21 protein-coding genes are annotated in these 26383 nt (G+C 49.0%); 4 read left to right on the top strand and 17 right to left on the bottom strand.

What is annotated here, in order from left to right; all coding sequences use genetic code 11:
* Positions 1–54: 54 nt before the first annotated feature.
* The 3 genes from ACI4WN_RS02430 to ACI4WN_RS02420 all read right to left on the bottom strand — a co-directional run bounded on the left by ACI4WN_RS02430 (position 55) and on the right by ACI4WN_RS02420 (position 1814).
* On the bottom strand, positions 55–768 hold the full coding sequence (locus ACI4WN_RS02430) for a GntR family transcriptional regulator (RefSeq protein ID WP_439776823.1): 714 nt from the start codon (positions 766–768) through the stop codon (positions 55–57).
* 142 nt (positions 769–910) lie between these two features.
* A complete protein-coding gene (locus tag ACI4WN_RS02425; protein WP_439776822.1) occupies positions 911–1201 on the bottom strand; it encodes a hypothetical protein in 291 nt (96 codons plus the stop codon).
* Between the two features lie 49 nt (positions 1202–1250).
* A complete protein-coding gene (locus ACI4WN_RS02420) occupies positions 1251–1814 on the bottom strand; it encodes a TIGR01440 family protein (protein ID WP_439776821.1) in 564 nt (187 codons plus the stop codon).
* A 222-nt stretch (positions 1815–2036) separates the two neighbouring features.
* On the opposite strand from ACI4WN_RS02420, the gene ACI4WN_RS02415 reads away from it, so the two are divergent.
* Complete coding sequence (locus ACI4WN_RS02415; protein WP_439776820.1) at positions 2037–2696, top strand: hypothetical protein; 660 nt, start codon at positions 2037–2039, stop codon at positions 2694–2696.
* A gap of 5 nt (positions 2697–2701) precedes the next feature.
* On the opposite strand, the gene ACI4WN_RS02410 is transcribed toward ACI4WN_RS02415, so the two are convergent.
* The 8 genes from ACI4WN_RS02410 to uvrC form a co-directional block, all read right to left on the bottom strand.
* Positions 2702–4618 (bottom strand): DEAD/DEAH box helicase, encoded by a 1917-nt coding sequence (locus ACI4WN_RS02410; protein ID WP_439776819.1) that lies wholly within the window; start codon positions 4616–4618, stop codon positions 2702–2704.
* A gap of 123 nt (positions 4619–4741) precedes the next feature.
* Positions 4742–6304: a bifunctional metallophosphatase/5'-nucleotidase gene (locus ACI4WN_RS02405; RefSeq protein ID WP_439776818.1), complete on the bottom strand. Its 1563-nt coding sequence runs from the start codon at positions 6302–6304 to the stop codon at positions 4742–4744.
* Between the two features lie 122 nt (positions 6305–6426).
* The gene (rpmF, locus tag ACI4WN_RS02400; protein ID WP_008461345.1) at positions 6427–6618 is read right to left on the bottom strand and encodes a 50S ribosomal protein L32; all 192 of its coding nucleotides are present in this window, start codon (positions 6616–6618) and stop codon (positions 6427–6429) included.
* Between the two features lie 114 nt (positions 6619–6732).
* Complete coding sequence (locus tag ACI4WN_RS02395; RefSeq protein WP_439776817.1) at positions 6733–7527, bottom strand: SDR family NAD(P)-dependent oxidoreductase; 795 nt, start codon at positions 7525–7527, stop codon at positions 6733–6735.
* Positions 7520–8461: a ribonuclease Z gene (gene rnz, locus ACI4WN_RS02390; RefSeq protein WP_439776816.1), complete on the bottom strand. Its 942-nt coding sequence runs from the start codon at positions 8459–8461 to the stop codon at positions 7520–7522. Before rnz ends, ACI4WN_RS02395 begins: the two co-directional genes overlap by 8 nt.
* Positions 8462–8496: 35 nt before the next feature.
* Positions 8497–10452, bottom strand: a complete 1956-nt coding sequence (locus tag ACI4WN_RS02385) for an acyltransferase family protein (protein ID WP_439776815.1) — start codon at positions 10450–10452, stop codon at positions 8497–8499.
* 60 nt (positions 10453–10512) lie between these two features.
* Positions 10513–11841 carry a GTPase ObgE gene (obgE, locus tag ACI4WN_RS02380; protein WP_154487077.1) on the bottom strand — a complete coding sequence of 443 codons (1329 nt, stop codon included), beginning with the start codon at positions 11839–11841 and terminating at the stop codon, positions 10513–10515.
* A gap of 110 nt (positions 11842–11951) precedes the next feature.
* Entirely contained in the window at positions 11952–13754 is a 1803-nt protein-coding gene (uvrC, locus tag ACI4WN_RS02375; protein WP_439776814.1) for an excinuclease ABC subunit UvrC, read from the bottom strand.
* Positions 13755–13938: 184 nt separating this feature from the next.
* On the opposite strand from uvrC, the gene ACI4WN_RS02370 reads away from it, so the two are divergent.
* Positions 13939–15327: an APC family permease gene (locus ACI4WN_RS02370; RefSeq protein WP_439776813.1), complete on the top strand. Its 1389-nt coding sequence runs from the start codon at positions 13939–13941 to the stop codon at positions 15325–15327.
* A 141-nt stretch (positions 15328–15468) separates the two neighbouring features.
* Positions 15469–16410: a nucleoside hydrolase gene (locus ACI4WN_RS02365; RefSeq protein WP_439776812.1), complete on the top strand. Its 942-nt coding sequence runs from the start codon at positions 15469–15471 to the stop codon at positions 16408–16410.
* A 58-nt stretch (positions 16411–16468) separates the two neighbouring features.
* On the opposite strand, the gene recQ is transcribed toward ACI4WN_RS02365, so the two are convergent.
* The 6 genes from recQ to ACI4WN_RS02335 form a co-directional block, all read right to left on the bottom strand.
* On the bottom strand, positions 16469–18238 hold the full coding sequence (gene recQ, locus ACI4WN_RS02360) for a DNA helicase RecQ (RefSeq protein WP_439776811.1): 1770 nt from the start codon (positions 18236–18238) through the stop codon (positions 16469–16471).
* A gap of 21 nt (positions 18239–18259) precedes the next feature.
* Positions 18260–19207: an NAD(P)-dependent oxidoreductase gene (locus ACI4WN_RS02355; RefSeq protein ID WP_009557667.1), complete on the bottom strand. Its 948-nt coding sequence runs from the start codon at positions 19205–19207 to the stop codon at positions 18260–18262.
* A gap of 66 nt (positions 19208–19273) precedes the next feature.
* On the bottom strand, positions 19274–20473 hold the full coding sequence (coaBC, locus tag ACI4WN_RS02350; RefSeq protein ID WP_439776810.1) for a bifunctional phosphopantothenoylcysteine decarboxylase/phosphopantothenate--cysteine ligase CoaBC: 1200 nt from the start codon (positions 20471–20473) through the stop codon (positions 19274–19276).
* Positions 20473–20946: an arginine repressor gene (locus ACI4WN_RS02345; protein ID WP_439776809.1), complete on the bottom strand. Its 474-nt coding sequence runs from the start codon at positions 20944–20946 to the stop codon at positions 20473–20475. Before ACI4WN_RS02345 ends, coaBC begins: the two co-directional genes overlap by 1 nt.
* Positions 20947–21195: 249 nt before the next feature.
* Entirely contained in the window at positions 21196–22893 is a 1698-nt protein-coding gene (gene argS, locus ACI4WN_RS02340) for an arginine--tRNA ligase (RefSeq protein WP_439776808.1), read from the bottom strand.
* Between the two features lie 229 nt (positions 22894–23122).
* Positions 23123–24037 carry a LysR family transcriptional regulator gene (locus ACI4WN_RS02335; protein ID WP_439776807.1) on the bottom strand — a complete coding sequence of 305 codons (915 nt, stop codon included), beginning with the start codon at positions 24035–24037 and terminating at the stop codon, positions 23123–23125.
* A gap of 130 nt (positions 24038–24167) precedes the next feature.
* Between ACI4WN_RS02335 and ACI4WN_RS02330 the strand changes: the two genes are divergently transcribed.
* Positions 24168–25382, top strand: a complete 1215-nt coding sequence (locus tag ACI4WN_RS02330) for a PLP-dependent aminotransferase family protein (protein ID WP_439776806.1) — start codon at positions 24168–24170, stop codon at positions 25380–25382.
* The last annotated feature ends 1001 nt before the right edge of the window (positions 25383–26383 follow it).

Below are 26383 nucleotides of genomic sequence, written 5' to 3'. Positions count from 1 at the left end.
GCCAAAAAAAGTCGGATCTTACTTTTTGAATAAGATCCGACTTTTAATTTTTATTTACCGCGTGCCCTCAACCGTGGAGTAAGCCCGCTTGTCGTAAAGGTTACGTGAGCGTGAGTATTCGATGTTAGTCCCAGAATTAGTCCAAACGATTTGTTCGATTTCTAAAATCGGCGTTTCTTTAGTTGCACCGAGGTACTTGATGTCGTATTCGTCAGGAACGGCTGCCTTGATCTTCCGATAGGCCCCGCCAAACTTGATGTGCAGCTTTTGGTGCAGGTAGTCGTAAACAGAACCTTCTAAGACCTGCTTGGACAAGCCTGGCACGTCCTTGACTGGCATGTAGGTGTGCTCAATAATGAAAGGTTCCTTGTCAATCAAACGTAAGCGGATGATTTCATAGACTGGATTGTTAGGCTCCAAGTTCAGCTTGGTGCACAGGTCCTGGTCAGGAAATTCTACGGCAAACTTGATCACCTTGCTAGTAACGTGGTCATCACCCTGTTCGCTAGTCAGCCCCATGAAGGAATCAACTGGTGCGTCATGCTTGTTGACCAAAGACAGGTTGGACAAAACCAAAGTGCCTAAGCCTGACTCCTTGTAGACAAAGCCTTGCCGGGCTAACAAGTCCAACGCGCTCTTGATCGTGATCTTGCTGACATTAAATTCCGTTGCCAGCTGGTCTTGACTTGGCAAGAAGGATTGAGCTGGATAGGTCCCGTCAAAAATCCGATTCTTAATTGTGTCAGCTACATATTGATATTTTTTCATCGTCATGCCACCTTGATTTTGATTAATATTACTTGCCTAGATATACTAATTCCATTCTATCAAGATTTTGCCGGACTTGGGGGGAATTTTGTTAATTTTTTACAAAGCTTTGGATATTCTTTTTAAAAGGCTGATAGCATTTTTATCTAGTAACAAAATAATTATAGACCAAGTACAGGAAACACAGGGCTAAGGATAAGCAAAAGGCTAGCAGCTTGACTTGCCAAGGTTTGAATTTACCAGAATTGCGCTTGGCCAAGGCAAATTCACCTTCTTCATAGAGAATGATCAGCCAGGCCCAAAATAAAAAGTTGCCTAGTTCTGCCTTACCGCTCCAAGGCGCCAGGATCGTGGCAATTGCTAACAGGCCTAGCAGCAGATAGCGAATCAGGCGCTTTTTGTCTTTGTACCAGTTCTTTACTTGCTCATTCATCGACTTCTCTCATTTCTTGCTTTTTGCTTGGTTGTTACTTGGTCTTTTTCTACATCAAGCTCTCGTCGTAGATGGCTCTTTGCCCGCCAACGTACTTAGGACGACGCCGAGCACAGATGATGTTGGCTGCCCCGATCTTGTCTAAAGAAATTCTAAGTGGCACGACTACTGGGTGGATGTGCATCCCGATCAAGGTGCCGCCGATGTCAATCCCGGCTTCTGCCTTGGCCTGGATATCTTCGACCAATACCCGGTCTGGCATTTCCCGGTAGGCGATGGTCGCAAAGGCGCCGCCAGCGTGGTTGGGCTGGGGAATGGCATTGACCTGTTCAAAGTCGTACTTTTCCATGGCTTCGCGCTTGATGACCAAGGCGCGGTTTAAGTGCTCGCAGCACTGGGCCGCCATGTAGATGCCCTTCTCATCCAGCACGCTGCTGATTCCCTTGTAAAGAGCTACCGCGACGTCGACGCTGGTGTTGGTCCCAATCGTTTCGCCTAAGACTTCGCTTGATGAGCAGCCAACCACGAAGATTTGCCCCTTCTTGATCTTGGAAGCCTCAACGATTTCCTTGGTTGCCTGCCTTGCCTGCTCTTCAATTTCTGCTAAATCCATTTTTTCCTCCTATTTTTGATTCTTCTTTGATGCTTTCTCATTAATTTGTTATTTTCAACACCTCAATTTTAGTACATTCACTTCAAAAAGGTGCTTTTTAAGTCTTATTTCTTAACTTATTTAAGCCTTCTGCTAAAATTTAAAGTGTAAACGGATATAAATTTTATCCAGCGATTTTTGATAATAACACAATATTTTCATTCTTGGTTAGGAGTGATCCCCATGCGTAAACAAGCGCTAGCCATCAAGTTTACCTTCATTTTCGTGACCTTGTCCATGCTGGTTTCCCTAGTCACCAATTCTTGGCACCTGCTCTTTTTAGGGCAAAAAAGCTATGCCCTCTTAGTGGCAGAAGTTTTGGCGGGTTTAGTGTTGACCGTTTTGCCCTATCTTTTAGGAAAAATCTTCCACTTCTACCTGCCCAATTTTTTATACTTTTTCTTCATGGCCTTCATCTACTGCGCCATCTACCTAGGAGACGCCTACCACTTCTACTATGTCGCCTACTGGGACAAGTTTCTCCACGTCATCAGCGGGGCCTTGCTCTTTGGGGCAGGCCTGGCTGTCTTGGGTCTTTTTACTAAAAAAGAGCTCCCGGCTGGTTTTATCTGCCTTTACGGCATCGCCTTTGCCGTTTTCTGCGGAGTCTTGTGGGAGTGCTACGAATTTACCTGCGATGGTCTTTTTAACATGAACCTGCAGCGCTACCTGTCAGGGAAGACCCCATTAGTTGGCCGGGCGGCCCTGATGGACACCATGGGCGACTTGATCGCCGACTTGGCCGGAGCCTGCCTCTTTAGCCTCTGGGCCCACCACCAATTAAAGAGCGACCCAGCCTGGATCGAGAGCTTCTTTTTTAAAAAGCAGCCGAAGAAAAAGTAAAAGCATTATTTCAAAGTCATTCTGACCGCCTTCAAGAGCGACTCTTGCGAGATGTCCTTGTGCTTGAGGCTGGCCAAGATATGCTGGTCAATCGTCCCCTTGGTTAACAAGTGGTGGATGATGACCGGCTTTTTTTGTCCTTGCCGGTAAAGGCGGCCATTCATCTGCTGGTACTGCTCTAAGCTCCAAGGCAGGGTAAACCAGATGAGGGTGTGCCCGCCTTCTTGCAGGTTGAGGCCCGCCCCGGCACTAGCCGGCTGCACCAGCATGACCTGGATCTCGCCCTGGTTCCAGCGCTTGATCATCTGGGGGCTGCCGTCAAAAAGCTCCGCCATCACGCCATTTTTCTTATAGTACTTTAACAGGCGACTGGCGTCTGAATGAAAGTAGTAAGCTACTAGGCATGGCGAGGAGGTGTTGCTGGTCAGGTAAAAGCACCGCTCTAATTTATCGGCAAAAAATTCCTGGTAATTGACCCCATCTTCTTCATAGATGGCGCCGCTAGCCAGCTGCCGCAAACGGCCCGCTAAAACAGCGGCGTTATCAGCCGTAATTTCCCCGCCGCCAACTTCCAGCACTTGCTCTTTTTTCAGCTGCAGGTAGCTATTTTTTGCCTTGGGCGACATCTCCACCGTATCGGTCACCATCGTCAGTTTCGGCAGCTCTAGGCGGGTATTTTTCATGGAGATGACCAAATCGCCAATTGCCTGGTAGATCTGCTCCTCGCTGCCTGGAAGCGGCCGCCAGTCAACCGGGTGGCCATTGATCAGCATCCCCGGCTTAAAGTACTTGGCCCGGTACTGGCTGATGCTAGTGCCTAACCGCTCCCCTTGGTCTAGCAAATAAATCTGCGACCAGAGGTCTTCTAAGGAATTTGGCGCCGGCGTCCCGGTTAATTCAACCAGTCGCTGGATTCGCCCGCGCACCTTTTTCAGCGCCTTAAAGCGCTTGGCCGTTGGCGACTTGAAGGACTGGGACTCATCGATCACCACGTTTTTAAAAAGCCAGGGTCCAAGGTCCACCAGCTTGGTCACCAGCTCGCGGTTGATAAAGTAGAGGTGCCAGTCGCTTTTCGCCGCAAAGGCCGCGGCTTCTTCATAGATCTCCTGCCGCTTTTTGGCCGAAACGGCATGGCCTTTTTCATCGGTTAAAAAAGAAACCGTCTTAAAGGGCAAGTTCCACTTGGCAATTTCGTCTTGCCAGGTCGACTGGGCAATGGCCTTGGGGGCAATGACCAAGATGTGGCCGGTTAAGCCCTTTTCCCGCAATTTGGCAAAGGCAGCCAGGGTGGTCAGGGTCTTCCCCAGCCCAATATCCAGGAAGATCCCGCAATATGGGTGCTCTTCGATAAAGTTCAAGGCGTAGAGCTGGTAGTCATGAAGCGGCAGAGTTTGGCCAGCAATCTTGACCTCTTGATCAACCAGTTTGGGCTTAAAGGTCTCTGTTGCTGCTTCTTTGTTAGTTTCTTTCTTTTTTTCTTTCTCTACAGTTTTCTTTATTGCTTTTTCTGCCTGTTCCCGGCCCAGGATGACCCCAGTTAAGGCAAGTTTCCGCTTTTGGGAGTCTTTCACGGTAACTTGGAGAGTGACGCCTTGCCCCTTTTTTACCTCTTGGCCAAACAGCTGGGCCAATCTCCCCTCCTCCTGTTTAGCTAGCCATGGGAGCATCCCTTCGCCGGCTTCGGCCTGAAAGGTAGGACTAGCCAAAAGCTGCTCTTTCAGCCAGGCTGGCGCGGCGCCTGAAACTAGTTCTGCCTCTTTGACCCGGATAAAGGCAAAGGGATGCTGGTGGACGACCTCGCCCATCACGGCTTCACCTGCTTGCAATTTTTGCAAGTCTTCGCCCATGATAAAGCTGGTCAGGTGGCTGATTTCACAAATGGCGCTGATCCTAATGCTGCTTCCCGTACTCTGCCTAGTCATGTCCTCACCTCACTTCTTTTTTACCAGTATAACATTTTTCTAAAAGGGCTAATTTCACTAAAGATGCAAAAAAGAAGGCCCAATGGCCTTCTTTTGCTTTTGCTACTTTTTTACATTAGGAAATTAGTAAAAACGGTAGTACTTCTTAGTATCTACGTGAACGTCGGCTTCCGTCAGATATTCGCTGAACATTTGCACGTAGTCCTTGTCTAGGGACATCTCGATCTTGTCCAGGCTGTATTCTGGGTAAAAACCGCCGCCGTTAGCCCGGTAATTGTTGACGGCCAAGTGGTAGACCTGGTCATCCTTGATGTCTTCGCCGTGCAACTTCAGCTTGGTCAAGCGGTGACCAGCCGGCTTAGACAGGTCTGCCTCATATTCCAGCGGGTAAAAGACGTCAAAGTGGTAGAGCTCCGGCTTTGGCTTTAAGTAGCGGTCGATAAAGTGGATGGACCCATCTGCGTCTTTCCGTAAAAAAGTTGCCGTGTGTTCGACGATATGGCGTAGCTCTTTACCGGTCAAGCGCACCTTGACCAATTGGTTGGCGTACGGGTAGTTGAGCAGGATGTCCCGCATCGTGACCGTCTTGCCAAAGCCCTTGGCCACGTCGTTCATGACCGCAGTCGCTGACAAGTCAGCCCCGGTGAAGTAAAGCTGCATCTGCTGGAGGAGGTTGATAAACGGCGCTCCTTCAATTCTCCCCTTGTTGGCATCTTCGATTGGGGCTGGCTCATCCAGGTGAGCGATTGGCTGGTCCAGCCACTTTTGGGTGGCTTGGTCCAGCGGCTTCACGATTTCGGTCAATTCTGGGTCAGAATCATAGTCCTTAGTGTCGATCAGCTTGCTCTCAGCATTAACTACCTTGTAGCCGTCTTCGGTCTGGTCTAAGTCCAAAACGACTTCGGCAATGGCTTCACCCCGGTAGCCTGGCTGCACGCACGGCTTGCCATCTTTGATGACGTTTAAGCGCCGGTGCTGGTGGCCGGTTAGCATCACGTCGACTTCCGGAATCTCGGTAAAGATCCGGTAGCCTTCGTTTTCGCCGTTATGAGGCTCAGTAGCGTGACCATCTTCAATGTCGCTTTCAAAGCCGCCATGGTAGAGGACGACCAAGACATCGACTTGCGGCTTCAGCTTTTTCGCCAGCTTGGCCACCTGGTCAAAGGCTGACTTAAATTCCAGACCCTTGATCCGGTCTGCTGCTTCCCAGTGCGGGATGTACTGGGTGGTAATGCCGATTACGCCGATCTTCACGCCGCTTCTTTTTAAAATGACGTATTCCCTGCCAAGAGCTGGCATGTGGGTTTCAGCGGCTAAAATATTGCAGTTGACAAATGGCGCCTTGTTGTTGTCCACGTAATTGGCCATGTAGCTTTGACCAAAGTTGAAGTCGTGGTTGCCTAGGCAGCGGACATCGTAGCCAACAGCATTGTAGGCCGCAGTAAAGCGGTCAAGGTTCTTTAAATCGCCGCTGCCGTGGGCATAAGCGGCTAAAGGCGAGCCTTGAAGGCAATCACCGGCATCAGTGACTACCACGTGCTCAGCGCCCCATTTGGCCTTTTCAGCCTTGATGGCGCTGGCCACCCGGCTGAGACCGAAAGGCGCGTTATATTCGCCATCATTTTGGTAATCAGTTGGCAATAAGTAGCCATGCGTATCGCTAGAATGTAAAAAAACTAACTTCATTTCTTTTGATTTCTCTTTTTCTCTTGCGTTTTTTGTTTTTTTGCTTTTTTCTCTCTTTTTTCTTCGCCCACTAGGCAAATTTTTGCATGAAAAAAAGACACCATGAAACAGGTGTCTTTTAATTAGTCGTTATCGCTAGCGGTGTTTTCGCTTACTACTTGACGACCCTTGTAGTAACCCTTTGGGGATACACGGTGGCTCAAGCGGTATTCACCAGTAGTAGCGTCGTAGTGCATAGCTGGTACGCTGAGCTTCAAGTGAGCGCGACGTGAACGTTTCTTTTGCTTAGAAGTATGTCTTGCAGGAACTGCCATTTATAACTGATCTCCTTTATTGTAGTATCGCAGCATTTGGTCTGGGACCAAAATACTCAAGTAATTAAATAATACTATTGCTTGGCAAATAAATCAAGAAAAAGATGATTTTATTTATTTGCGAGAAGCAAATTCTAATGATAAGTAGTCTCCAATCGTTGGAAACAGGTTGTAAAGCTTGGCCAAAACCGCCAGACTGACTGGCAGGTTCAATTCGCGCTTGGCAGAGCCAAAGTAGTGGACTACTTCCCAAGCAACGTCATCCGGGTCAAGCATGAAGGCCTGGACGTTCTTCACATAGTCGCCCGTTTCGTCGGCGATGTTGAAGAAGTTGGTGTAGACAGGGCCAGGGTTTACTGTCATTACTTTAACACCAAATTGCTTTAATTCCAACCGCAAAACGTTAGAAAATTGAATTACGGCTGCCTTGGCGGCGCTATAAGCAGCGGATTTGGTGGTTGGCACCTTGCCGGCCATGGAGGCAAAGTTGATGATTTGGCCGCTTCTTTGGTCCATCATCACCCGGCCAAAGAGGCGGGTCATGTACATCAGGCCCAAAACGTCCACTTGGAACATGCTAGTAGCGTCTTGCATTGGCGCATCCATGAAGTATTCGAACTTGCCAAAGCCAGCAGCGTTGACCAAGTAGTCAATGTGGCTGACCTTGCTGGTCACTTCTTTAAAAGCCTCTTCGATTTCACTGGCGACGCCCAGGTCCACCTTAATGGCAAAAGCGGCTGAGCCAGACAATTCTTGGGCTTCAGCAGCGATTTCTTCCAGCTTGTCCAGGCTTCTAGCCATTAAGACCACCGTTGCCCCCCGGCTTGCGCTTTCCATGACAATGGCGCGGCCAATGCCGCTAGAAGCACCGGTAACAACTACAACTTTATTGCGTAATGAATCACTCATTTTTTTCACCTTTCATCGGAATGACAAAACAATCCAGATCTTTGGCCAGAGTCGTTTCTGGGAAAATCTTCCTAGCCTGCTTGACCATTTGGCTGGCTAAAGGCCCGACGTAGCGCGCCGAAACGTGAGTCAGGTACAAGTGCCCGACCTGGGCGGCTTTAGCCGTTTCTGCAGCCTGGGTGCAGGTTGAATGGTAGTACTCTTTAGCCAGCTTGCTTTCGCTAGCGTCAAAAGTGGCCTCATGAACCAAGACGTCGGCATGGTCGGCTAAGCGGCCAATTGCCGGCGTGGACCGGGTATCGTAGATGATCGTGACTACCCGGCCCTTTTTGGCAGGACCTAAAAAGTCATGGCCATCTAATACCGTACCATCTGCCAAGGCAACCTGCTCTCCCCTCTTTAGTTTACCAAGGAGTGGCCCATTTGGCACATGATATTGTGCCAATTTGTCCATTAAAAGTTCCCCGGCCTTATCGCCTTCCACCACCCGGAAGCCCCAACTGTCAATCCGGTGGTCCAATTTTTCGGTATAAACCTTAAAGCCCTTCTCATCGACGATCTTGCCCGCCTTTTCCAAGTTGACGAACTTGATGGGGTAAGACAATTTCGTCTTTGAAATCCGGAGAGAGGTCTTGACGAATTGGTCAAGGCCTGGTGGTCCGTAAATGGTCAAGGGGCCAACGTCCCCTTGGAAAGACCGGGTGGCTAAGAGACCTGGCAAGCCAAAGATGTGGTCGCCGTGGTTATGGGAGATGAAGATCTTGGTAACCTTTCTTAAACGAATATTGGTCTGCAGGATTTGGTGCTGGGTGGCTTCCCCGCAGTCAAAGAGCCAAATTTCGTTTAATTCATCCAATAATTTTAAGGCTAGACCCGACACATTCCGCAATTTTGACGGCTGGCCTGAACACGTTCCGAGAAATTCCAGTTCCATTGATTACCTATTTTCTAAAAATCCTATAATTTCGCTTACTCACCTTTACTCAACATTTCCTTGACTACATAGCTGCTGTAATACATCTGTCCCACATTATTCGGGTGGGTCTGGTCATCATAAAACCAGCTGGAGTGACTGTGGGCATAGCCATACCAGTCAATCACGTGGAAGTTCTTGTGCTTTTTGGCAACACCAGCCAGCTGCTGGTTGACCTGGTTTTGCCATGACCTGGTTGGCACAACCACATTGATCCAGTAGATCTGTCTCTTTGGTCCCACCAAATTCAAGATCTGCTGCATGTCAGAGTCGCTAATTGGGCCGTTTGTGCCCAAACCAATCAAGACGTTTTCCTGCAGCTGTCCTTTTTGCAGGTAGGAATTGATCAAAGAAACCCCAACGTCGCCTTGGCGAGACACGGCAGCATCCACGATAGAATTTGGCATCAGCTTGTGGAGCAAGTCGCTTGAAGATGCCATGACCGAGTCCCCAATTGCCGTAACTTGCAATTTTTGCGCAGCCTGCAGCTGGGCTTGGCTGATGCCGTACTTTTCAAATTCCTGGTTGACCTTCTTGCCGCTGACTTTCTGCTTTTGCTTGGTCTTAGAACTAGATGCAGACGCCTTTTTCGCCTTCGAACTTGAACTGGACTTGGACTTAGCTTTTAAGCTTGAAGTCGACTTAGCTGACTGCTTGATGGACTCTAAAGCCCGCTTGTTCATTTCCGCCTGCTGTTTTGAGTTGTTGTCGATCGTCTTGATCAAGGCGCTGTCCTTGTCGTCAGCCTTGGCTAAAGGTGAAACCGCAATTCCGCAGGTCCCGATCAAAAAGATCAGGAAAAAGGCGGCTGTTTTCAGCCAGGATTTAGACAAGTAGCGAGGCCGGCGGAAAAGTTGCTTTAAGCTATTGATAACTTCCACCGGATCAAAGCGCGGCTTTTCGATTAAGCGGTAAGCGATTTCGCTAATCAGCAAAATCAAGGCCACTTCCAGCACCCGGTACCAGGCCACGTGGTCTGCCAGGTCACTGACCCGGCTTTCGAAGAAGATCATGACCGGGAACTGGTAGAGGTAGATTTCATAGCTTCTTGACCCCAGCCAGTCAAAGACCGGATTGGTCAAAAACTGGTTCCAGATGCCAACTGGCGCGGCTATGACCGCCGCCAAGATGGTGACTAACAGGCTAAAGAGGAACATCCCCCCGTAGTAAGGAAAGGCTGTTTGGGCATCCATCAAAGGGGTAAAGAGCAAGGCTATCATGCCTAAAAAGGCTGCTAAACCGGTCCAGTTGAGGATGCGGGCATCGCTTTGGGTGAAGCGATTGTCCAGTTCTTCATAAGGCCAAAGCAGTGCCAAGGCTGCCCCTAAGCCTAGGGAGTAAAAGCGGGTATCCGTTCCGTAATAAATCCGGCTGGTGTCTTGCCCCGGTTTAAAGAGAATAGCCATTTCGACCGCCGAAATCAGGGACAAGGCAACTAATGCCCAAAAGATATTGCGCTTTTTCTTAACCAGTTTAACCAAGACCGCCATGATAATTGGCCACAGCAGGTAAAACTGCCAGTCAATGGACATGGTCCACAGGTGAATAAAGGGCGATTCGTTGTTGGCAAAGCGCTCAAAGTAGCTCTGCCCGTTAAAAATCTGCCACCAATTATATACGCCCAGCAGGTTGGTCAAGACGATCTGGTAGAGCTTGTTCAGCAAATTCCTTTGAAAAAGAATAATATAGGCTGACGTCACCCACAGCATGGCAATCAGCGGCGGGTACAGCCGCTTAAACCGCCTTTGGTAAAAGGCCCTGACGTCAAAAAAGCCAAAGCGCCGGTGGGCCGCCATAATCTGGTCAGTGACCAAGTAGCCAGTCAAGACCAAGAAGATTGGCACGCCAAGATAACCACCTCCAAAATGGTTCGGGTCCAAGTGATAGAGGATAACTCCGATCACCGCCAATGCTCTTAGGCCAGAATAACCCGTAATGTATCTTTTTTTCATTGTTTACTCCATATTACAAGATTACGATTTGCAAAGATCGATTCTTTATCTGTTATACCCTTATTGTACAAATTCAAAACTAAAGTTGCCGATGTAGACGTCATCACCGTCTTCGGCCCCTTGGGCCCGCAGCTCATCGTCAACGCCCAGCTTCTTCAGCTTACGGGCTAAACGCATAATCCCATCTTGGTGGTCCATGTTGGTCATGGCAACCAGGCGTTCCAACTTTTCGCCGTGAATTTCAAATTCGTGGTCACCAATCTTTTCAACCGTGAATTCCATCTTTTCAGGACGACGGTACTTGTAGGTCTTGCTTTCAGCTGGAGCTTCAGCAGCGGCCTTGGCCTTGGCAGCGGCTTGTTCAGCTTCAACCTCACTGACCAGGTTAGCGGCGTCGCTCATCAACTTGTCAACCCCTTGGTGGGTGATACTGGAGAGTTCGTATACTGGCTGATCAATGCCGTGATCTGCCAGGTCTTGCTTAAACTGAGCCAATTTTTCATCGGCGCCTGGAATATCCATTTGGCTGGCGACGATTAATTCCCGCTTGCTGGAGAGGTCGTCTTCTGTATAAGAAGCTAGTTCGTGCAAGATGGTTTCGTAGTCATCGTATGCATCCCGGCCGTTATTCGGATCCATGGACACCATGTGCAAGATAACCTTGGTTCTTTCAACGTGGCGCAGGAACTGAATCCCCAGACCTACGCCTTGGCTGGCGCCTTTAATCAGCCCTGGCAAGTCGGCCATGGAGAAGTCCCGGCCATCTGGCAAAACCACCATGCCCAGGTTAGGCTTCAAGGTCGTAAACTGGTAGGCGGCAATCTTTGGCTTAGCCTTAGTTACAACCGACAGTAAGGTTGACTTCCCAACGGATGGGTAGCCAACCAAACCAACATCGGCTAAAACCTTTAATTCAAGACGCAGGGTCCGGAACTCGCCTGGTTCCCCGTTTTCAGCGATTTCTGGCGCGGTGTTGACGCTAGTCGCAAAGTGGATGTTGCCCCGGCCACCCCGGCCGCCCTTAGCAACGACTAATTCTTGCCCGTTTTCGGTCAAGTCGCCGATTTCTTCACCGGTGTAAAAGTCGTAAACCGTGGTCCCTACTGGCACCTTTAAGTAGAGGTCTTTGGCTGCCCGGCCGTATTGAGACTTGATCCGGCCGTTTTCACCGGGATCAGCCTTGAACTTGCGCCGGTAGCGGAAGTCCATCAGGGTTCTTAAGCCATTGTCGGCCACAAAAATAATGGACCCGCCGCGGCCGCCATCGCCGCCGGCTGGGCCACCATTTGGCACGTACTTTTCGTGGCGGAAAGCCACCATACCGTCCCCGCCCTTACCGGCTTGGACTTCGATCTTTGTTTGATCAACGAATGTTGAAGGTGTTGGCATTCTTTATTTTTACCTTTTCTTTCTTTAACTTAATTTCTGTCTATTTCTGTTTAGAATCGTAGTAGTTAACTCTTTATTATAGGCTATTTTTGCCCATTACTAAAGGCAAATTACAGAGAAAGTTTAACTGCTTGCGCTTGAGGAAGAGTTAACCCGGCTTTTCGCAGATCATCGATTGACGCTTCTTTGATCTTTTTCAGGGAACCAAATTCTCTGAGCAGCTTGGTTCTAGTCTTAGGTCCAATCCCCTTGATCGAATCAAGGCGACTGGTCAGGGCATTTTTAGCATGGGTTTGCCGGTGGAAGGTGATGGCAAAGCGGTGGACCTCATCTTGAATCCGGGTCATCAGGTAAAAGCCTTCAGACTTTGGATCGATCGGGATCAAGCGGAATTCTTCCCCTCTAAAAGGATCCCCGTAAAGGAGGTGGTTGGTCCGGTGCTTGTCGTCTTTGACCATGCCGGCTACCGGAATATCCAAATTCAATTCGTTTCTTAAGACGTCTTCGCAGGCTTCCACCTGGATCTGCCCCCCATCCATCAGGATTAGGTCTGGCAGGCGCTGGTGTTCTTTTAAAAGGCGCGTATAGCGGCGGCGGACGACTTCTCTAGTGTTGCCGACTTCATCAGCCGCGTTTTGGTGCTCGACTTCGCCTTTTAATTTGTACTTGCGGTAGCCCGTTTTAAAGGGCACCCCGTCTTTAAAGACGACCAGGGCTGACACCGGATCTGCTCCTTGGATATGGGAGTGGTCAAAACTTTCAATGTAAGAGCCATAAGGCAAGCCCAAAGCCTTAAAGATTTCAGCCTGGGCCCCCTTGGTCTTGCGGTCGGTGAGTTCCAAAAGTCGGAACTTGTCATCCAGCTTTAGCTTGGCATTTTCCTTGGCCATCTTTAATAAAGAGGCCTTTTGCCCTCTTTGCGGCACCCGGACCGGGATGCCGATGGCTTCTGACAAGGTGTCTGGATCTAAATCTTTCGGCACCAAGACTTCCCGCGGCTTGACCCGGTTCCTTTGGTTATAAAACTGGGCAATAAAGGACATCATTTCGTCTTCTGGGTCAGTCACGTCCGTCAAAGGAAACATGTAGGATTCCCGTCTTAAGAGCTTGGCCTGTCTCAAGAAGAAGACCTGGATTGAGATCCAGGAGTGGTCCACGTAATAATTAAAGATGTCTCTTTGGGTGTGGTCGTTAGAAATGATTTTCTGTTTTTCCACCGTTTCCTCGATGTACTTGAGCTGGTCGCGCAGTTCCGCTGCCCGCTCAAATTCCATCTGGCTGGCCGCCTCGGTCATCTTTTGGGTCAGGTCTTTTTTAACCTCTTGGATGTCCCCGTTTAAAAAGCGCTTAATTTTCTTGATCTGCTCGTCGTATTCTTCTTTAGGCACTTCCTTAAAGCAGGCCCCTAAGCATTGCCCCATGTGGTAGTAAAGACAGGGCCGGCCGGTATAGCCGGTGCAGCGGCGCAAGGGAAAAACTTTTTGGATAAACTTTAAGGTCGCTTGCGCGGCATACACGTTGGGATAAGGGCCAAAGTAGTAGCCCTTGTCTTTATAGACGATCGAGGTCAAGCGGGTTTGCGGATTGCGCTCATTGGTGATTTCGATATAAGGGTAGCCCGTGCCGGACTTTAGCGCCACATTGTAATATGGCTGGTATTTCTTGATTAAGGTGATTTCCAGCAAAAAAGACTCTTTATCTGAATCTACCACGATGATGTCATAGTCGGCAATATTGCGGACCAGTTCCGCCCGTCTGCCCTCTTGCTTGCTCTTAAAATAGGAGCGCACGCGGTTTTTCAGGTTCTTGGACTTGCCGACATAGATCACCTGGCCATTGACGTCTTTCATCAAATAGCAGCCTGGCTTCTCTGGCAGAAGTTTCAATTTTTGCTCAATCAGTTGGTTTGCCACTTCCTGACCACCTTTCTATAGTACCGGAAAAATTTTATCATGAATGACGCCCCTTTTACACTTTTCCGCTTTACTTAACAGAATTCTTTAATAAAATGTTTTTTCGCATTGCCTAATGCTGATCCAGCATAGTACAATTATTAGATAAGTTTTAAAAAATGGATTAGAAAAGGAAAATATAGTTATGTCGATGAACATTTTTCGCAAGGAACATGCGGATAACTTGCTCTTAGAAGACAAGCACTTCGAGCGTTCCTTAACCGCCAAAGACCTGATTGCCTTGGGCATTGGGGCCGTGATCGGCACGGGGATCTTTATTTTGCCGGGAACGGTCGCTGCTACAGAAGCTGGACCGGGGATTTCCCTCTCCTTCTTGGTTGCGGCCGTCGTCTGTATTTTGTCTGCCATGTGCTACGCTGAATTTGCCTCAGCGATCCCTGTCGCTGGGTCGGCCTATTCTTACGGCAACATTGTTTATGGGGAAGTCGTTGGCTGGGTATTAGGCTGGGCCCTGGTCCTGGAATACATGCTGGCTGTAGCCGCCGGTGCAGCGGGCTTTTCCAGCTACCTGCAGTCATTTTTAAAGTCCTTTAACCTGGCCTTGCCTAAGGCCATCTCTGGTCCCATGGACATCAAGCACGGCGTTTACTTTGACATTGTAGCAATCACGGCGATTTTGCTGGTCTGCGTCTTGCTCTCACGCGGCCTGCGGACATCGGTCAAGATCAACAACGTTGCCGTTTTTATTAAGATTGCCATCGTTCTCTTATTTATCGCCGTTGGCCTCTTCTTCATCAAACCGGCCAACTACCACCCATTTTTGCCATATAAGTTCTCAGGCGTCTTGAAGGGGGCAACCACCGTCTTCTTCGCCTATCTGGGCTTTGACGTCGTTTCTGCTTCAGCTGCCGAGGTTAAAAATCCCCAAAAGAACATGCCGAAGGGGATCATCGGGACCTTGTCCATCGTGACCGTCTTGTACATCCTGGTTTCCCTCGTCTTAACTGGCATGGTCAAGTACACCAAGCTGAACGTAGCCAACCCAGTTGCTTACGCTTTAGTGCAGGTCCACCAATCCTGGCTGGCACAGCTTTTGTCCTTAGGGATCCTGCTAGGCATGGCGACCATGATGATGACCATGATTTACTCTAGCTCCCGTCTGGTTTACGCTATGGCCCGCGATGGCCTTTTGCCTCACTTTTTGGCCAAATTAGACGAAAAGCACAACTCCCCTCAAGGAGCCCTGTGGCTGGTCGGAATCATCATCGCCTTAGCCGGCGGGGTCTTCTCGGTCAACCAATTGGCCAACCTGGTCAACTTCGGAACGCTACTAGCCTTTGCCTTTGTCTCCTTTGGGGTGATTCCTTTGAGAAAGCGGACTGACTTGGTCAATGAAGGCTACAAGGTGCCGCTCTTCCCATTCATTCCGATCTTGTCTGGCCTGGCTGCCGTCTTCATGCTCACCCGCTTATCAGGAGAAATGTGGCTGGTAGCCGGCATCTGGTTCTTGATCGGGATTGCCATCTACTTCAGCTACGGCTACTGGCACAGCCAATTAAACGACAAGCAATAGCTAGAAAAAGCAAAAAAACAAAAATTCGTTTTTACTGCCCTTCGGAGCAGTTTTTTCTTGGATGATCTCGAACTAAAAGGCTTTTTCCCGTATAATGATCTTAGTAAAACAGATTTGATTCATAGGAAGGCAAGAAAGAACATGAAGAATTTTTACTTAAACCATGACTCCAACATGGATGACTTTACTTCTCTTTTGTTGATGCTGCTGGCTCCAGACATCAAGCTGATCGGCGTTGGGGTCACTGACGCAGACGGCTATGTTGAACCCGGCGTTTCTGCATCCCGCAAGATCATCGACCGCTTCAACCAAAGAGGCGACAAGCTGGAAGTAGCCCGGTCCAACTCCCGTCCCATCAACCAATTCCCGGAAGCTTGGCGGGTATCTTCTTTTTCCGTTGACCACTTCCCAATCTTAAACGAAACGGGCGTGGTTAAGACTCCAATCGCTAAAAAGCCAGCCCACCTGGACATGATCGACAAGATCCACGAAGCTGACGGCCCGGTTACCTTGGTCTTCACCGGTCCTTTGACCGACTTGGCTCGGGCTCTAGAAATCGACCCAAGCATCCAAGACAAGGTCGAAGAACTCTACTGGATGGGCGGCTCTCTTAACGGTCACGGCAACGTCTTTACCCCAGTTTCAGACGACACCCAAGAATGGAACGCCTGGTGGGACCCAGAAGCCTGCAAGACGGTTTGGGACTCTAAGCTAAAGATCCAGCAAGTGGGTCTGGAATCAACGGAAGAATTGCCACTTACCGACGAAATGCGCCAGCACTTTAACCAAAACCGCAAGTACCCAGCCTTTGAATTTGTTGGCTACCTCTACTCCTTGGTCAACTCCTTTGAAGTTGACTCCACTTACTACCTCTGGGACGTTTTGACCACCATGAGCGCCCTTTACCCAGAAATCGTCACTAGCCGCGAAGCTAAGTCCGACGTTTACACCGATGGCCACCGGGCTGGCCGCTTCTTTGAAACGGAAAATGGCCGCCCAATGACTTTGGTAACTTCCGCCAACTACGACAAGTTCTGGGAACACTTTGACAGCTTGTGCAAGAATGCCAAGCTTTTAGGCTAAAAAGCAAATCACAGCATAGAAAAAGACAGGCATTGCCTGTCTTTTTTCTTTACAAATTCTAAGCGTAATTTTTGATCACGGCCATCATGGTCTGGCCATAGTTGGCTAGCTTTGCCTCCCCGACCCCGGAGCAGGCCAAAAATTCTTCCGCTGTTTGCGGCTTTAGGCGGGCCATATCCCGCAACGACCGGTCCGAGAAAATAACAAAAGGCGGCACGTTCTTTTGCTGGGCCAGTGCCCGCCGTTTTTGCCTAAGAGCCTCAAAGAGGTCTTGGTTGTCCGTCTCCTGGGTAGCAGCTTGGATGGCGGCTTCTTGTCTTCGCTTGACAAAAGCCTTGCCATCTAAAACGTCCCACCCCCGGTTGGTCACATGGACTACCGGATAGCGGTCGCCAGCCAGGGTCAGGTAGCCTTTAGATACCAGGTAGTCGATCAAGTTGGAGACATCCGTTTGCTTGTGCCCCTTCAAGCGGCCATAGTGGTCGCAGTCTTGTGCCCCAATTTCTTCCAGTTTTTTCACCTTGGAGCCAGTAACGGCTTGAGCAACCAGCTTTTTCCCGTAGCGGCCATCCAGGTCATAGACCATGCCAATGATCTGCTTAGACTCGTCAGTCACATCAACCAAGTCGCCTTGACTCAGGCAGTTGCTGCATTTTCCGCAAGGCGGGCAATCCTGGCCAAAGTAGCGAACGATAAACTGCTGCAGGCATTCATCGGTATTGGCATAGTCGGTGATGGTCTGGAGTTTTTGATACTGGACCTGGCGGTAGGCCTCGTCGGCTTCAGAATTATCGATAAACCAGCGAAACTGCCGCATGTCGCTGGCATGATAAAGCATGACGGCTTCGCTCTCTAAGCCGTCTCGGCCAGCCCGACCCGCTTCTTGGTAGTAGGCCTCAAGATTTTTGGCGCTATTGGCGTGGAGGACAAAGCGGACGTTGCTCTTGTCGATCCCCATGCCAAAAGCGTTCGTGGCCACTATCAAGGGGATGCGGTCATAAAGGAAATCGTCTTGGACGGCGGCTCTAGCCTCATTGCTCATCCCGGCGTGGTAGCCTTTAACGCTGAAGCCCTGCTTTTGCAAAAATTCGGTCAAGCCCTCAACCTTTTTCCGGGTGTTAGCATAGATGATACCAGCTTCGCCTTGGTGCTTTTGCAAATAATTGACAATGTAAGCCCGGGTATTTTTCGGCGAATTGACCAGCTTAAAGTGGAGATTTTTCCGCTCAAAGCTGGTGATGACAAAGTTTGTTTCCGGTATATCCAGCTGCTGGCCAATATCCTCCCGAACCGCCTTGGTGGCTGTCGCCGTAAGGGCTAAGACGTTGGGGTGGGTATGAAGCGCTGAAATCCCTGCCTTCAGCTGCCGGTAAGCTGGCCGAAAGTCGTGCCCCCACTGGGAAATGCAGTGAGCTTCGTCGATAGCAACTAAATTGACCTCCAAAAAGTTCAGCTGGTAGCGGAAGTAGTCCATTTCCATCCGCTCCGGAGTCACATAGAGCAGCTTGATCCGGCCCTCATAGCAGGCTCTTAAAATCGGGTTCACGTCTTCTTGCGGAGTCGAAGAATTAAGAGCTGCAGCTGGAATTCCATATTCCTTCAAGCTGTCGACTTGGTCTTTCATCAGGGAGATCAGGGGCGAGATGACCACGGTTGTGCCTGGAATCATCAGGGCCGGTATCTGGTAGCATAAAGACTTCCCGCCCCCCGTCGGCATGACGGCTAAGACATTTTCGCCCTTAAAGACTTTTTCAATAATCTCCCTTTGCCCTGGCCGAAAACTGTCATAGCCAAAATACTTTTTCAATACTTGCTGCGGATCAAGCAAGTCCTCTCCCCCTTTATCTGCTTAATTTACGCGGTTGACCGGCTGGCCGTCGACTAAGAATGACAGCAAGTTGTAGCTGGCCTCTTTTAGCACGTTGCGCCGCGCTTCTTTCGTGGCGCTCCCCGCATGCGGCGTCAAAATAACGTTGTCCAGCTGGCAAAATTCCTGGTTAAAGTCCGGCTCATTGGCAAAAACGTCTAGCCCGGCCCCGGCCAGGCGGCCATTTTTCAGGGCCCGCAATAGAGCCGCTTCATCCACCAGGCTGCCCCGGGCCGTATTGATCAAGTAGGCGGTATCCGGCATCATGCTGATCGCAGCCTCATCGATCACGTGATAGGTTTCTGGCGTCGCCGGTGCGTTTAAGCTTAAGTAGTCGGCCCGGGCTAAAAGCTCAGCCAATTGTACATAGTTGGCGCCCAGCTCCCGCTCTGTTTCTTGGGGCAGGCGGCGGCGGTTATGGTAGAGCACGTTCATCCCAAAACACTTGGCGTAGCCAGCTAAGGTCTGCCCAATCCGCCCCATGCCAAAAATGCCCAGGGTCTTGCCCACCAGGCTTTGCCCCTGGTTTTCCGGCAGGCTAGTATCAAGAAACGCTCCTTGTTGCATGCCTTCATCGTACTTGATCAGTTTCCGGCTCAAGGCCAGGATCAAGGCAAAAGCCATCTCAGCTGTTGGCTGCATGACGCTTTCCGGACAGTTGGAGACCACGATGCCTTGCGAGCTGGCATAGTCCACATCAATGTGGTCAAAGCCGACCCCGCAAGCGGTAATAATCTTCAATTTGGGCGCGGCATCGATCATTTCCTGGCCAACCTGCACCTTGCCGGCGATCATCCCATCAATGTCCGGTAAGACCTGCTGGTACCAGGCAAGATCGGCATTTTTCGGGGCAAACAGCAAGTCAAACTTGGCTTCAAGCTCCGGCAGCTGGTCGATCGACAATCCGGCAATTAAAATTTTGCCATTCATTTTTATACACCTTACTTAATATAGCATAAAGAGGCTTTTAGTAGCGGAAAAGCCTCTTTTACATTCTTACTCTCGTACTGGTTTTTCTAAGCGATTAGCCAACAGCGTCAGTAACTTCTTAGCTACTTGGTCCTTGGTCATCCTCGGCCAGGTAACCGGATCTTGCTCCTTCTCTAGGATGGTTACCTGGTCATAGTCGCCTCCAAAAGCATCCCCGCTGACGTCATTAGCCACGATGAAATCAGCGCCCTTTTCTCTTAACTTGCGCTCAGCATTAGCTAGCAAGTCATTGGTTTCAGCCGCAAAGCCGATGACCACTTGCCGATCTTTTTGCGCAGCAACGTTTTTTAGGATATCAGGATTTTTGACCAAATGCAAAGTCAGCTCATCAACGCCTGGCTGCTTTTTCAGCTTGTGATCGGCCTTTTCCTTAACCCGCCAGTCGCCAACGGCCGCCGCCATAATTAAGGCATCACTGTCTGGAAAAAGGCGTTCCACTTGGGCCAGCATTTCGGCAGCATCCCCTACTGGGTAAAGGCTAATCTGACTATTCTTTGGCACAGGTACCGAAATATTGCCATAAACCAGGGCAACCTGGGCTCCCATTTGGGCTGCCCTTTTAGCTAGGGCCAGGCCCATCTTGCCGCTAGAATGGTTGCCAATGTAGCGGACCGGGTCGATGGCTTCTTTGGTGCCGCCGGCCGTAATCATGATTTTTTTACCCAAGAGCGGCCGGTCAAAATGCTGGTCAACCCAGGCTAAAATGACTTCTGGCTCTGGCATCCGCCCCTTGCCGCTGTAGCCTTCGGCTAAGTAACCCGTAGCCGGCTCTAAGATTTCATCGCCTTGCTCTGTTAAATAGGCTAAGTTGCGCTGAACGGCGGGATTGGCCCACATGTGAGAATTCATGGCTGGGACGATTAATCGGGGACCAGTACTGGCAAGTAAAGTTGTTGAGACTGCATCATCGGCAATGCCGTTAGCCATCTTGCCAATAATGTTGGCATCGGCCGGCACGACCAGGGCTAGGTCGCTCCAGTCAGCCAGGTCAATATGAGCCACAGAAGCTTGCACCTCTTTGGCAAACAGATCGTCTAAAACAGGATGCTTGGTTAAAGAGGCCAAAGTAGCTTTCCCCACAAACTGCTCGCTATTTTTAGTCATGGCCACGTGAACTTCATGGCCAGCTTTTTGCAAGCCGCGCACGACGCTGACTGCCTTATAGGCCGCGATGCCGCCAGTCAAGTAAACTGCAATTCTGGCCATTAATATACCTTGCGGTCCTTCACGATCGCATCTGCCCAGTCGGCAAATTCTTGAGCAGCCTCATTATTCTTCATGATGACCAACAGCGTATCCGTCCCCGCAATGGTGCCGGCAATATCGTCATTTTCAATATCGTCAATCAGCCCGGCCAAAATTGGGGCATAAGTCAATTTCATGCTGGTTTGAATGACCACCGTAAACTGTACGGCAGTAACCGTGGCCACCCGGTCACGAATAGCTTCCCGGAGCTGCCTTTCCCGGTTGACAGCAGCTGATGGGGCCTTCACGTAGTAGCTGCGCCCATCATCATCTGGCACCTTGGAGATATGCAAGGCATGAATGTCCCGGGAAATGGTGGCCTGGGTGGCCGTAGCCCCGTGGGTCTTCAAAAGCAGCAATAATTGTTCCTGGGTTTCAATCTTGTTGGTTTGAATCAGCTCGTAAATTAATTGTCTTCTCTCTTTATAGTTCATGAATTTGCTCCTCAAAATGGTGATAAAAATTATTAGCTAGTATTAATTTTAGCGCATTTTGATAGTTCAAGAAAGCCGTTACGAAATAATTCTCTCTTCATTTTATGCACAGCTGGCATCCCTAATAAAACGCGGATTAAGCGGTTAACCAGGTTAAGAATATTATTATTTTTTGACCATTTATGCTTAAAAATAAAAAATGCCTTGAAATCAATTTCAAGACATTTTTTTATTTGAGATGCGAAAAAATTACATTTCGTCTGGAGCCTTCACGTCCAAAAGGTCCAAAGCAGACTTGATGACTTCGCTGACTGCCTTAACAACAGCCAAACGTGCCTTCTTGACGTCTTCATCAACGTCATCAACCAAGATCCGGGTGTGAGCGTAGTACTTGTTGAAGCGCTTGGCCAGTTCCAAGGCAAACTTGGCAACGGCACTTGGGTCGTAAGTTTCCAAAGCCTTTTGCAAAACGTCAGCGTAGCGGCCCATGAAGGATACCAGATCCCATTCAGCTTCACCGATCTTGGTCAAGTCAACATCGTCAAAGCCCTTGATGCCGCTCTTTCTCAAGAGGCTTTCGCCGCGGGCACGAGCGTATTGTACGTAAGGACCAGTTTCACCTTCGAACTTAACGACTTCTTCCAAGTTGAAGTCGATTGGGTTGCGGCGGTAGTTCTTCAAGTCGTGGAAGACAACGGCACCGATCCCAACTTGCTTGGCAACTTCGTCAGCGTTAGCAAGACCTGCGTTCTTTTCAGCGATTTGCTTACGGGCAAGGTCAACTGATTGGTTCAAAACGTCTTCCAGGTCAACGACGTTACCCTTTCTGGTTGACATCTTTTGACCGTTGATGCTCATCAAGCCAAAGGAGATGTGCACAATGTCGTCAGCCCAGTCAAAGCCCATTTCCTTCAAGCAGGCACGCAATTGTTGGAAGTAAACTTCTTGTTCTTGACCAACCACGTAGATGGACTTGTAGAAGTCGTAGGTCTTCTTCCGGTACATGGCAGTGGCCAGGTCACGGGTGATGTAAGTAGAAGTACCGTTACTCTTGATCACCATCAAAGGTGGCAGGTTGTACTTGTCCAGGTCAACGATTTCGGCACCTTGGCTCTTTACCAGCAGGTTCTTTTCCCGCAAGATGCGCACTGGTTCGTCCATCATGGTTGCGCTGAAGGCTTCACCGGTGTAGGAGTCAAAGTCAACGTCCAGCATCTTGTAAACCCGCTTGAACCGTTCAAGAGAAACTTCTCTGAACCAAGTCCAAAGACGCTTAGCTTCTTCATCGCCGCGTTCCAGTTTAGCGAACCATTCACGGCCAGCATCGTCGTATTCTGGGTGGTCAGCAGCTTCTTTGTTGATGCGGACATAGTATGACAATAAGGTGTTGATTGGGTCCTTTTCGATTTCGGCATCGTCGCCCCACATCTTGTAGGCAGCCATCATCTTCCCGAATTGGGTGCCCCAGTCACCAAGGTAGTCAATTCTGATTGGCTTAAAGCCTTCCTTGGCCAAAATCCGCGCAATTGATTCCCCAATCATGGTTGAGCGAAGGTGGCCCATCCCCATTGGCTTGGCAATGTTAGGTGAAGAATATTCAGTTGAAACGTTGCGGCCTTGGCCGATGTTGCGAGCACCGTAATTTTCAGGATCTGACAGGATTTCCTTCAAGATTTCGGCACCAACTTGGCTCTTGTTCAAGAAGAAGTTAACGTAAGGGCCAACTGCTTGCACCTTTTCGAACTTGCTTGGGTCAATCTTTTCTGCCATTTCGCTGGCAATCAGGTTTGGCGCCTTACGCAAGGTCTTAGCCAAGGTGAAAGTTGGGAAAGCATAGTCGCCCAGCTTTTCATCCTTAGGACGTTCAATCTTGACTTCGATGTCTGACATTTCCCAGTCAGGCAAAACTGGTTGCAAGGCTTCTGCTACGATTTGTTTACCGTTCATAAAATACCTTCTTTATATCTGAATAAAAATTACTCAGCGTCTGCTTGCCCCATCGCTGATGCAAGTTTTGTTTCAAAAATTCCTATTAATCTCATCCAATGTGACAAAACGCCTTGTAGTCTCTTTTACTGTTACTCTATCTATTATAGCAATAGTTAAGAGATTATGACAACAGCTTTTAAGCCCTTTAATTAATTAGTTATTCAGTCAATATGCACAAAATAACTGATTATTTATCAGCCTTGACCATGGTTAAGCGGCCAGTGGGATATTGCTGCTGAATTAATTCATGGACGTTCTTGATCATCTGCCGCGTTGATGGCGCCAGGCGCTGCTGACTCGAAGTCACCAGAGCGATTTTCCGGTAAAAAGGCGTGCTAAAAGGCAGGATCTGCACCTCGCCCTGCATTTTCTGCAAGGCCAAGGCAGGCAAAATCCCTAAGCCGAGACCCGCTTCCACCATGGCCACGATTGACTGGTCGTCAATTGAGAACTGGATGGCGGTTGACTTGATGGAATAGTGGTCAAGAGCGGCCTTGGTATCCAGGTCATAGTCGCTTTGCTGCAAGATAAAGTTGTAGTTGACCAGGTCCTCTTCGCTGACGCTGTGGCCATTTTTGACCTTAAAGTTCATCGGCGCAATGCAGTAAATTTCGTCTTCCAGAATTTTTTCTACGGTAATCCCCAAATCGTTTTCTGGCAGCATGGTCAAGCCTAGGTCCAGCTGCCCGCTCTTGACGGCTTCAGTAATTTCATTAAAGCCGGCTTGCCGCACCGAAATCTTCACCTGCGGGTAACTTTTGGCAAAAGTCTGGATCAACGGCGGCAGCCAGTTGATGCAGGCTGAAGAAAAGGCCCCGATCCGGATTAGCCCAGTATCTAGCCCCTGGATCTGCTGGGCTACTTGCTCTAGCCGGTTTTGGTCATTGATGATTTCCTGGATCAAAGGCAGAATTTTTTGCCCATCTGGAGTCAATTTAACGCCGGTCCGAGACCGCACAAAAACCGGAAAGCCTAGTTCGCTTTCCAACTGATTGACCGAGTGGCTGATGGCGGACGGGGTCACGTTTAAGACGACCGAAGCCTTGTAAAAGGTCCCCTGCTCTAAGACCGTGCGGAAGACCAAGTATGGAAATGGCAGCATCTTTGCTCCTTACATGAAATAATTTCATCTAAAATTAAATAAGTTGAATTTTATTAATCTTTCAAAAGCAATTATAATATACTCAACTGAAAAAGCAAATTCAAAAAACACAATTTAGGAGTTATCGAGTATGTTAGAAAACTTATTTGCCAAGAGAATCAACAAGAATATTCCTTCCCGCCTGCAAGGTTTGTTCCCAGAAACTAATTTTCCAGACAACATTTCCTTTGGGGGCGGCTGCCCTGATGAAAAATCCTTCCCAGCTCGTGAATTAGTTAACGCCTACCAAGAAGCGATCATTAATGAAAAAGAACACTCTTTCCAATATCATGACGTCAAGGGTCCAGAAAGGCTGCGGGAATTTTTAGCAGACAGGGCTCAAAAGAAGATGGGCATCGCTAACGTGACCAGTGAGGACGTGATGCTGACGGCCGGCGGCCAGCAAGGGATTGAACTTGTCGCAAAGCTTTTCCTTGAAGCTGGAGACAAGATGGCTGTCGAAGTGCCTTGCTACGTGGGCGCCTTAGCCGCTTTTGACGTCTATGAGCCCGACTACTACGAAATTCCCATGGAAGACGATGGCGTCAACCTCGACTATTTTGAAGACACCTTAAAGGCCAATCCGGACATCAAGCTTTTTTACACGGTGCCAGACTTCCACAACCCGACCGGCATTACCATGTCCTTAGCTAAGCGAAAGCGACTGGTAGAACTGGCCAACAAGTACAACTTTGTGATCCTGGAAGATACGCCTTACCGGGACCTGCGCTATCACGGGGAAAGTCTGCCAAGCATCAAGAGTTTTGACAGCGAAGGCCGCGTCATCTTCTTGTCCAGCTTCTCCAAGATCCTGTCACCTGCCTACCGCCTTGGCTGGCTGGTGGCAAGTCCTGAAATCAAGGCGGAACTGACCAAGCTGAAGCTTGCCGAAGACCTGGAAGTGCCATATATCCCATCTGCGACCGTAGACAACTACATCGCTCATAACGACTTAGATGCTCATATTGAAGGCTTAAAAAAGATCTACCGGCAAAAGCTGGATAAGATGGATCAAGCCCTTCACGCTTATCTGCCGGCTGATGCCAAGATCAGTCACCCTGAGGGCGGCTTCTTCTTCTGGATTGAACTGGGCGATGACGCCAATACCAGTCAGCTCCTACTTGAGGAAGCAATTCCCAACGAGCACCTGATTTACGTGCCATCTGCCAGCTTTTACCCTGACCGAGACTACGTCAACGGCCTCCGGGTCAACTTTACAGGTTCTAGTTTAGCAGAAATCGACGAGGGATGCAGACGCTTAGGACGCCTTCTTAACGTAGATTCTTTGATGCAAGTAGCAATTTAAAGCGAAAGTTGCGGTTTTCCGCAACTTTTTTATTTTTCGGGAGTGCAGCTTCAAATTTGACTCATCTGAACCGAACTTTTTAATAATTACGGCAACTTTTTACTCGACTACCGAAACCTTTCTCATTATCGCTACAAGGCTTTACTCAACTTCAGGGGCTTTTCTCATAATAGACCACGTATTGTGATCAACTACGGTCCAATTTCTCATAATCGCCCCTAAAATTTACTCAACTGGCTATCGCTTTCTCATAATTCATTCCGAGCAGCAATTATTAAATTCCGAACCGCGGTTGAGTTATTTTTGAACCTAAAGATTAAAAAGTCGGCCGTACTTGAGTACGACCGGTGCTCAATTATTAAAATGCTGCTAGTAGTTGAGTGAACTAATTTCCGATTATTAAAAAAGCCTCAGCAGTTGAGTCAATTTTGAGGCTGATTATTAAAAACGGACAGCTAGTTGAGCAAGTGACGTCACCTACTCACTTTAGTTTGCTAAAAAGTGCGACCTACTTCCGCCAAGATCGCTCTTGTTTGCCAAAAAGCGCCCCTGACTTTGACCAAAATCGCTCTAGTTTGCTAAAAAATTGCGCCTTGCCTCCGCCGAAATCAATCTAGTTTCTAAAAAATGCGCAACCGAATGTCCAAATATCGTCTAGTTTCCAAAAAATGCGCACGCAGCTAGACAAATACCGTTTAGTTTCCAAAATTTGCGCATGCAACTTGCCAAATACCGCCTAGTTTACCAAAAAATGTGCACGCAATCAGCCAAAATCCGTTTAGTTTCCAAAATTTGCGCATCACCTACACCAAAAGTCGCTTAGTTTACTAAAAAATGCGCAACACACCATCCATCACAGTTCAAAAATACCACCGCCGCACCCACGATACATCGCACTACCTCAGACAAAACAAAAAAGCCAGACCTTCCGGTCTGACTTACCTTGGCGCGGCAGCTTCCTATCCTCGCAGGCAGTTTCCCACCAACTACTTTCGGCGTGA

The sequence above is a fragment of the Lactobacillus sp. genome (genome assembly GCF_051893255.1).
In the GTDB taxonomy this organism is placed as follows: Bacteria; Bacillota; Bacilli; order Lactobacillales; family Lactobacillaceae; genus Lactobacillus.
The sequence above is the reverse complement of the archived record's forward strand: the minus strand, read 5'-3'. Positions and strand labels throughout refer to the sequence as shown.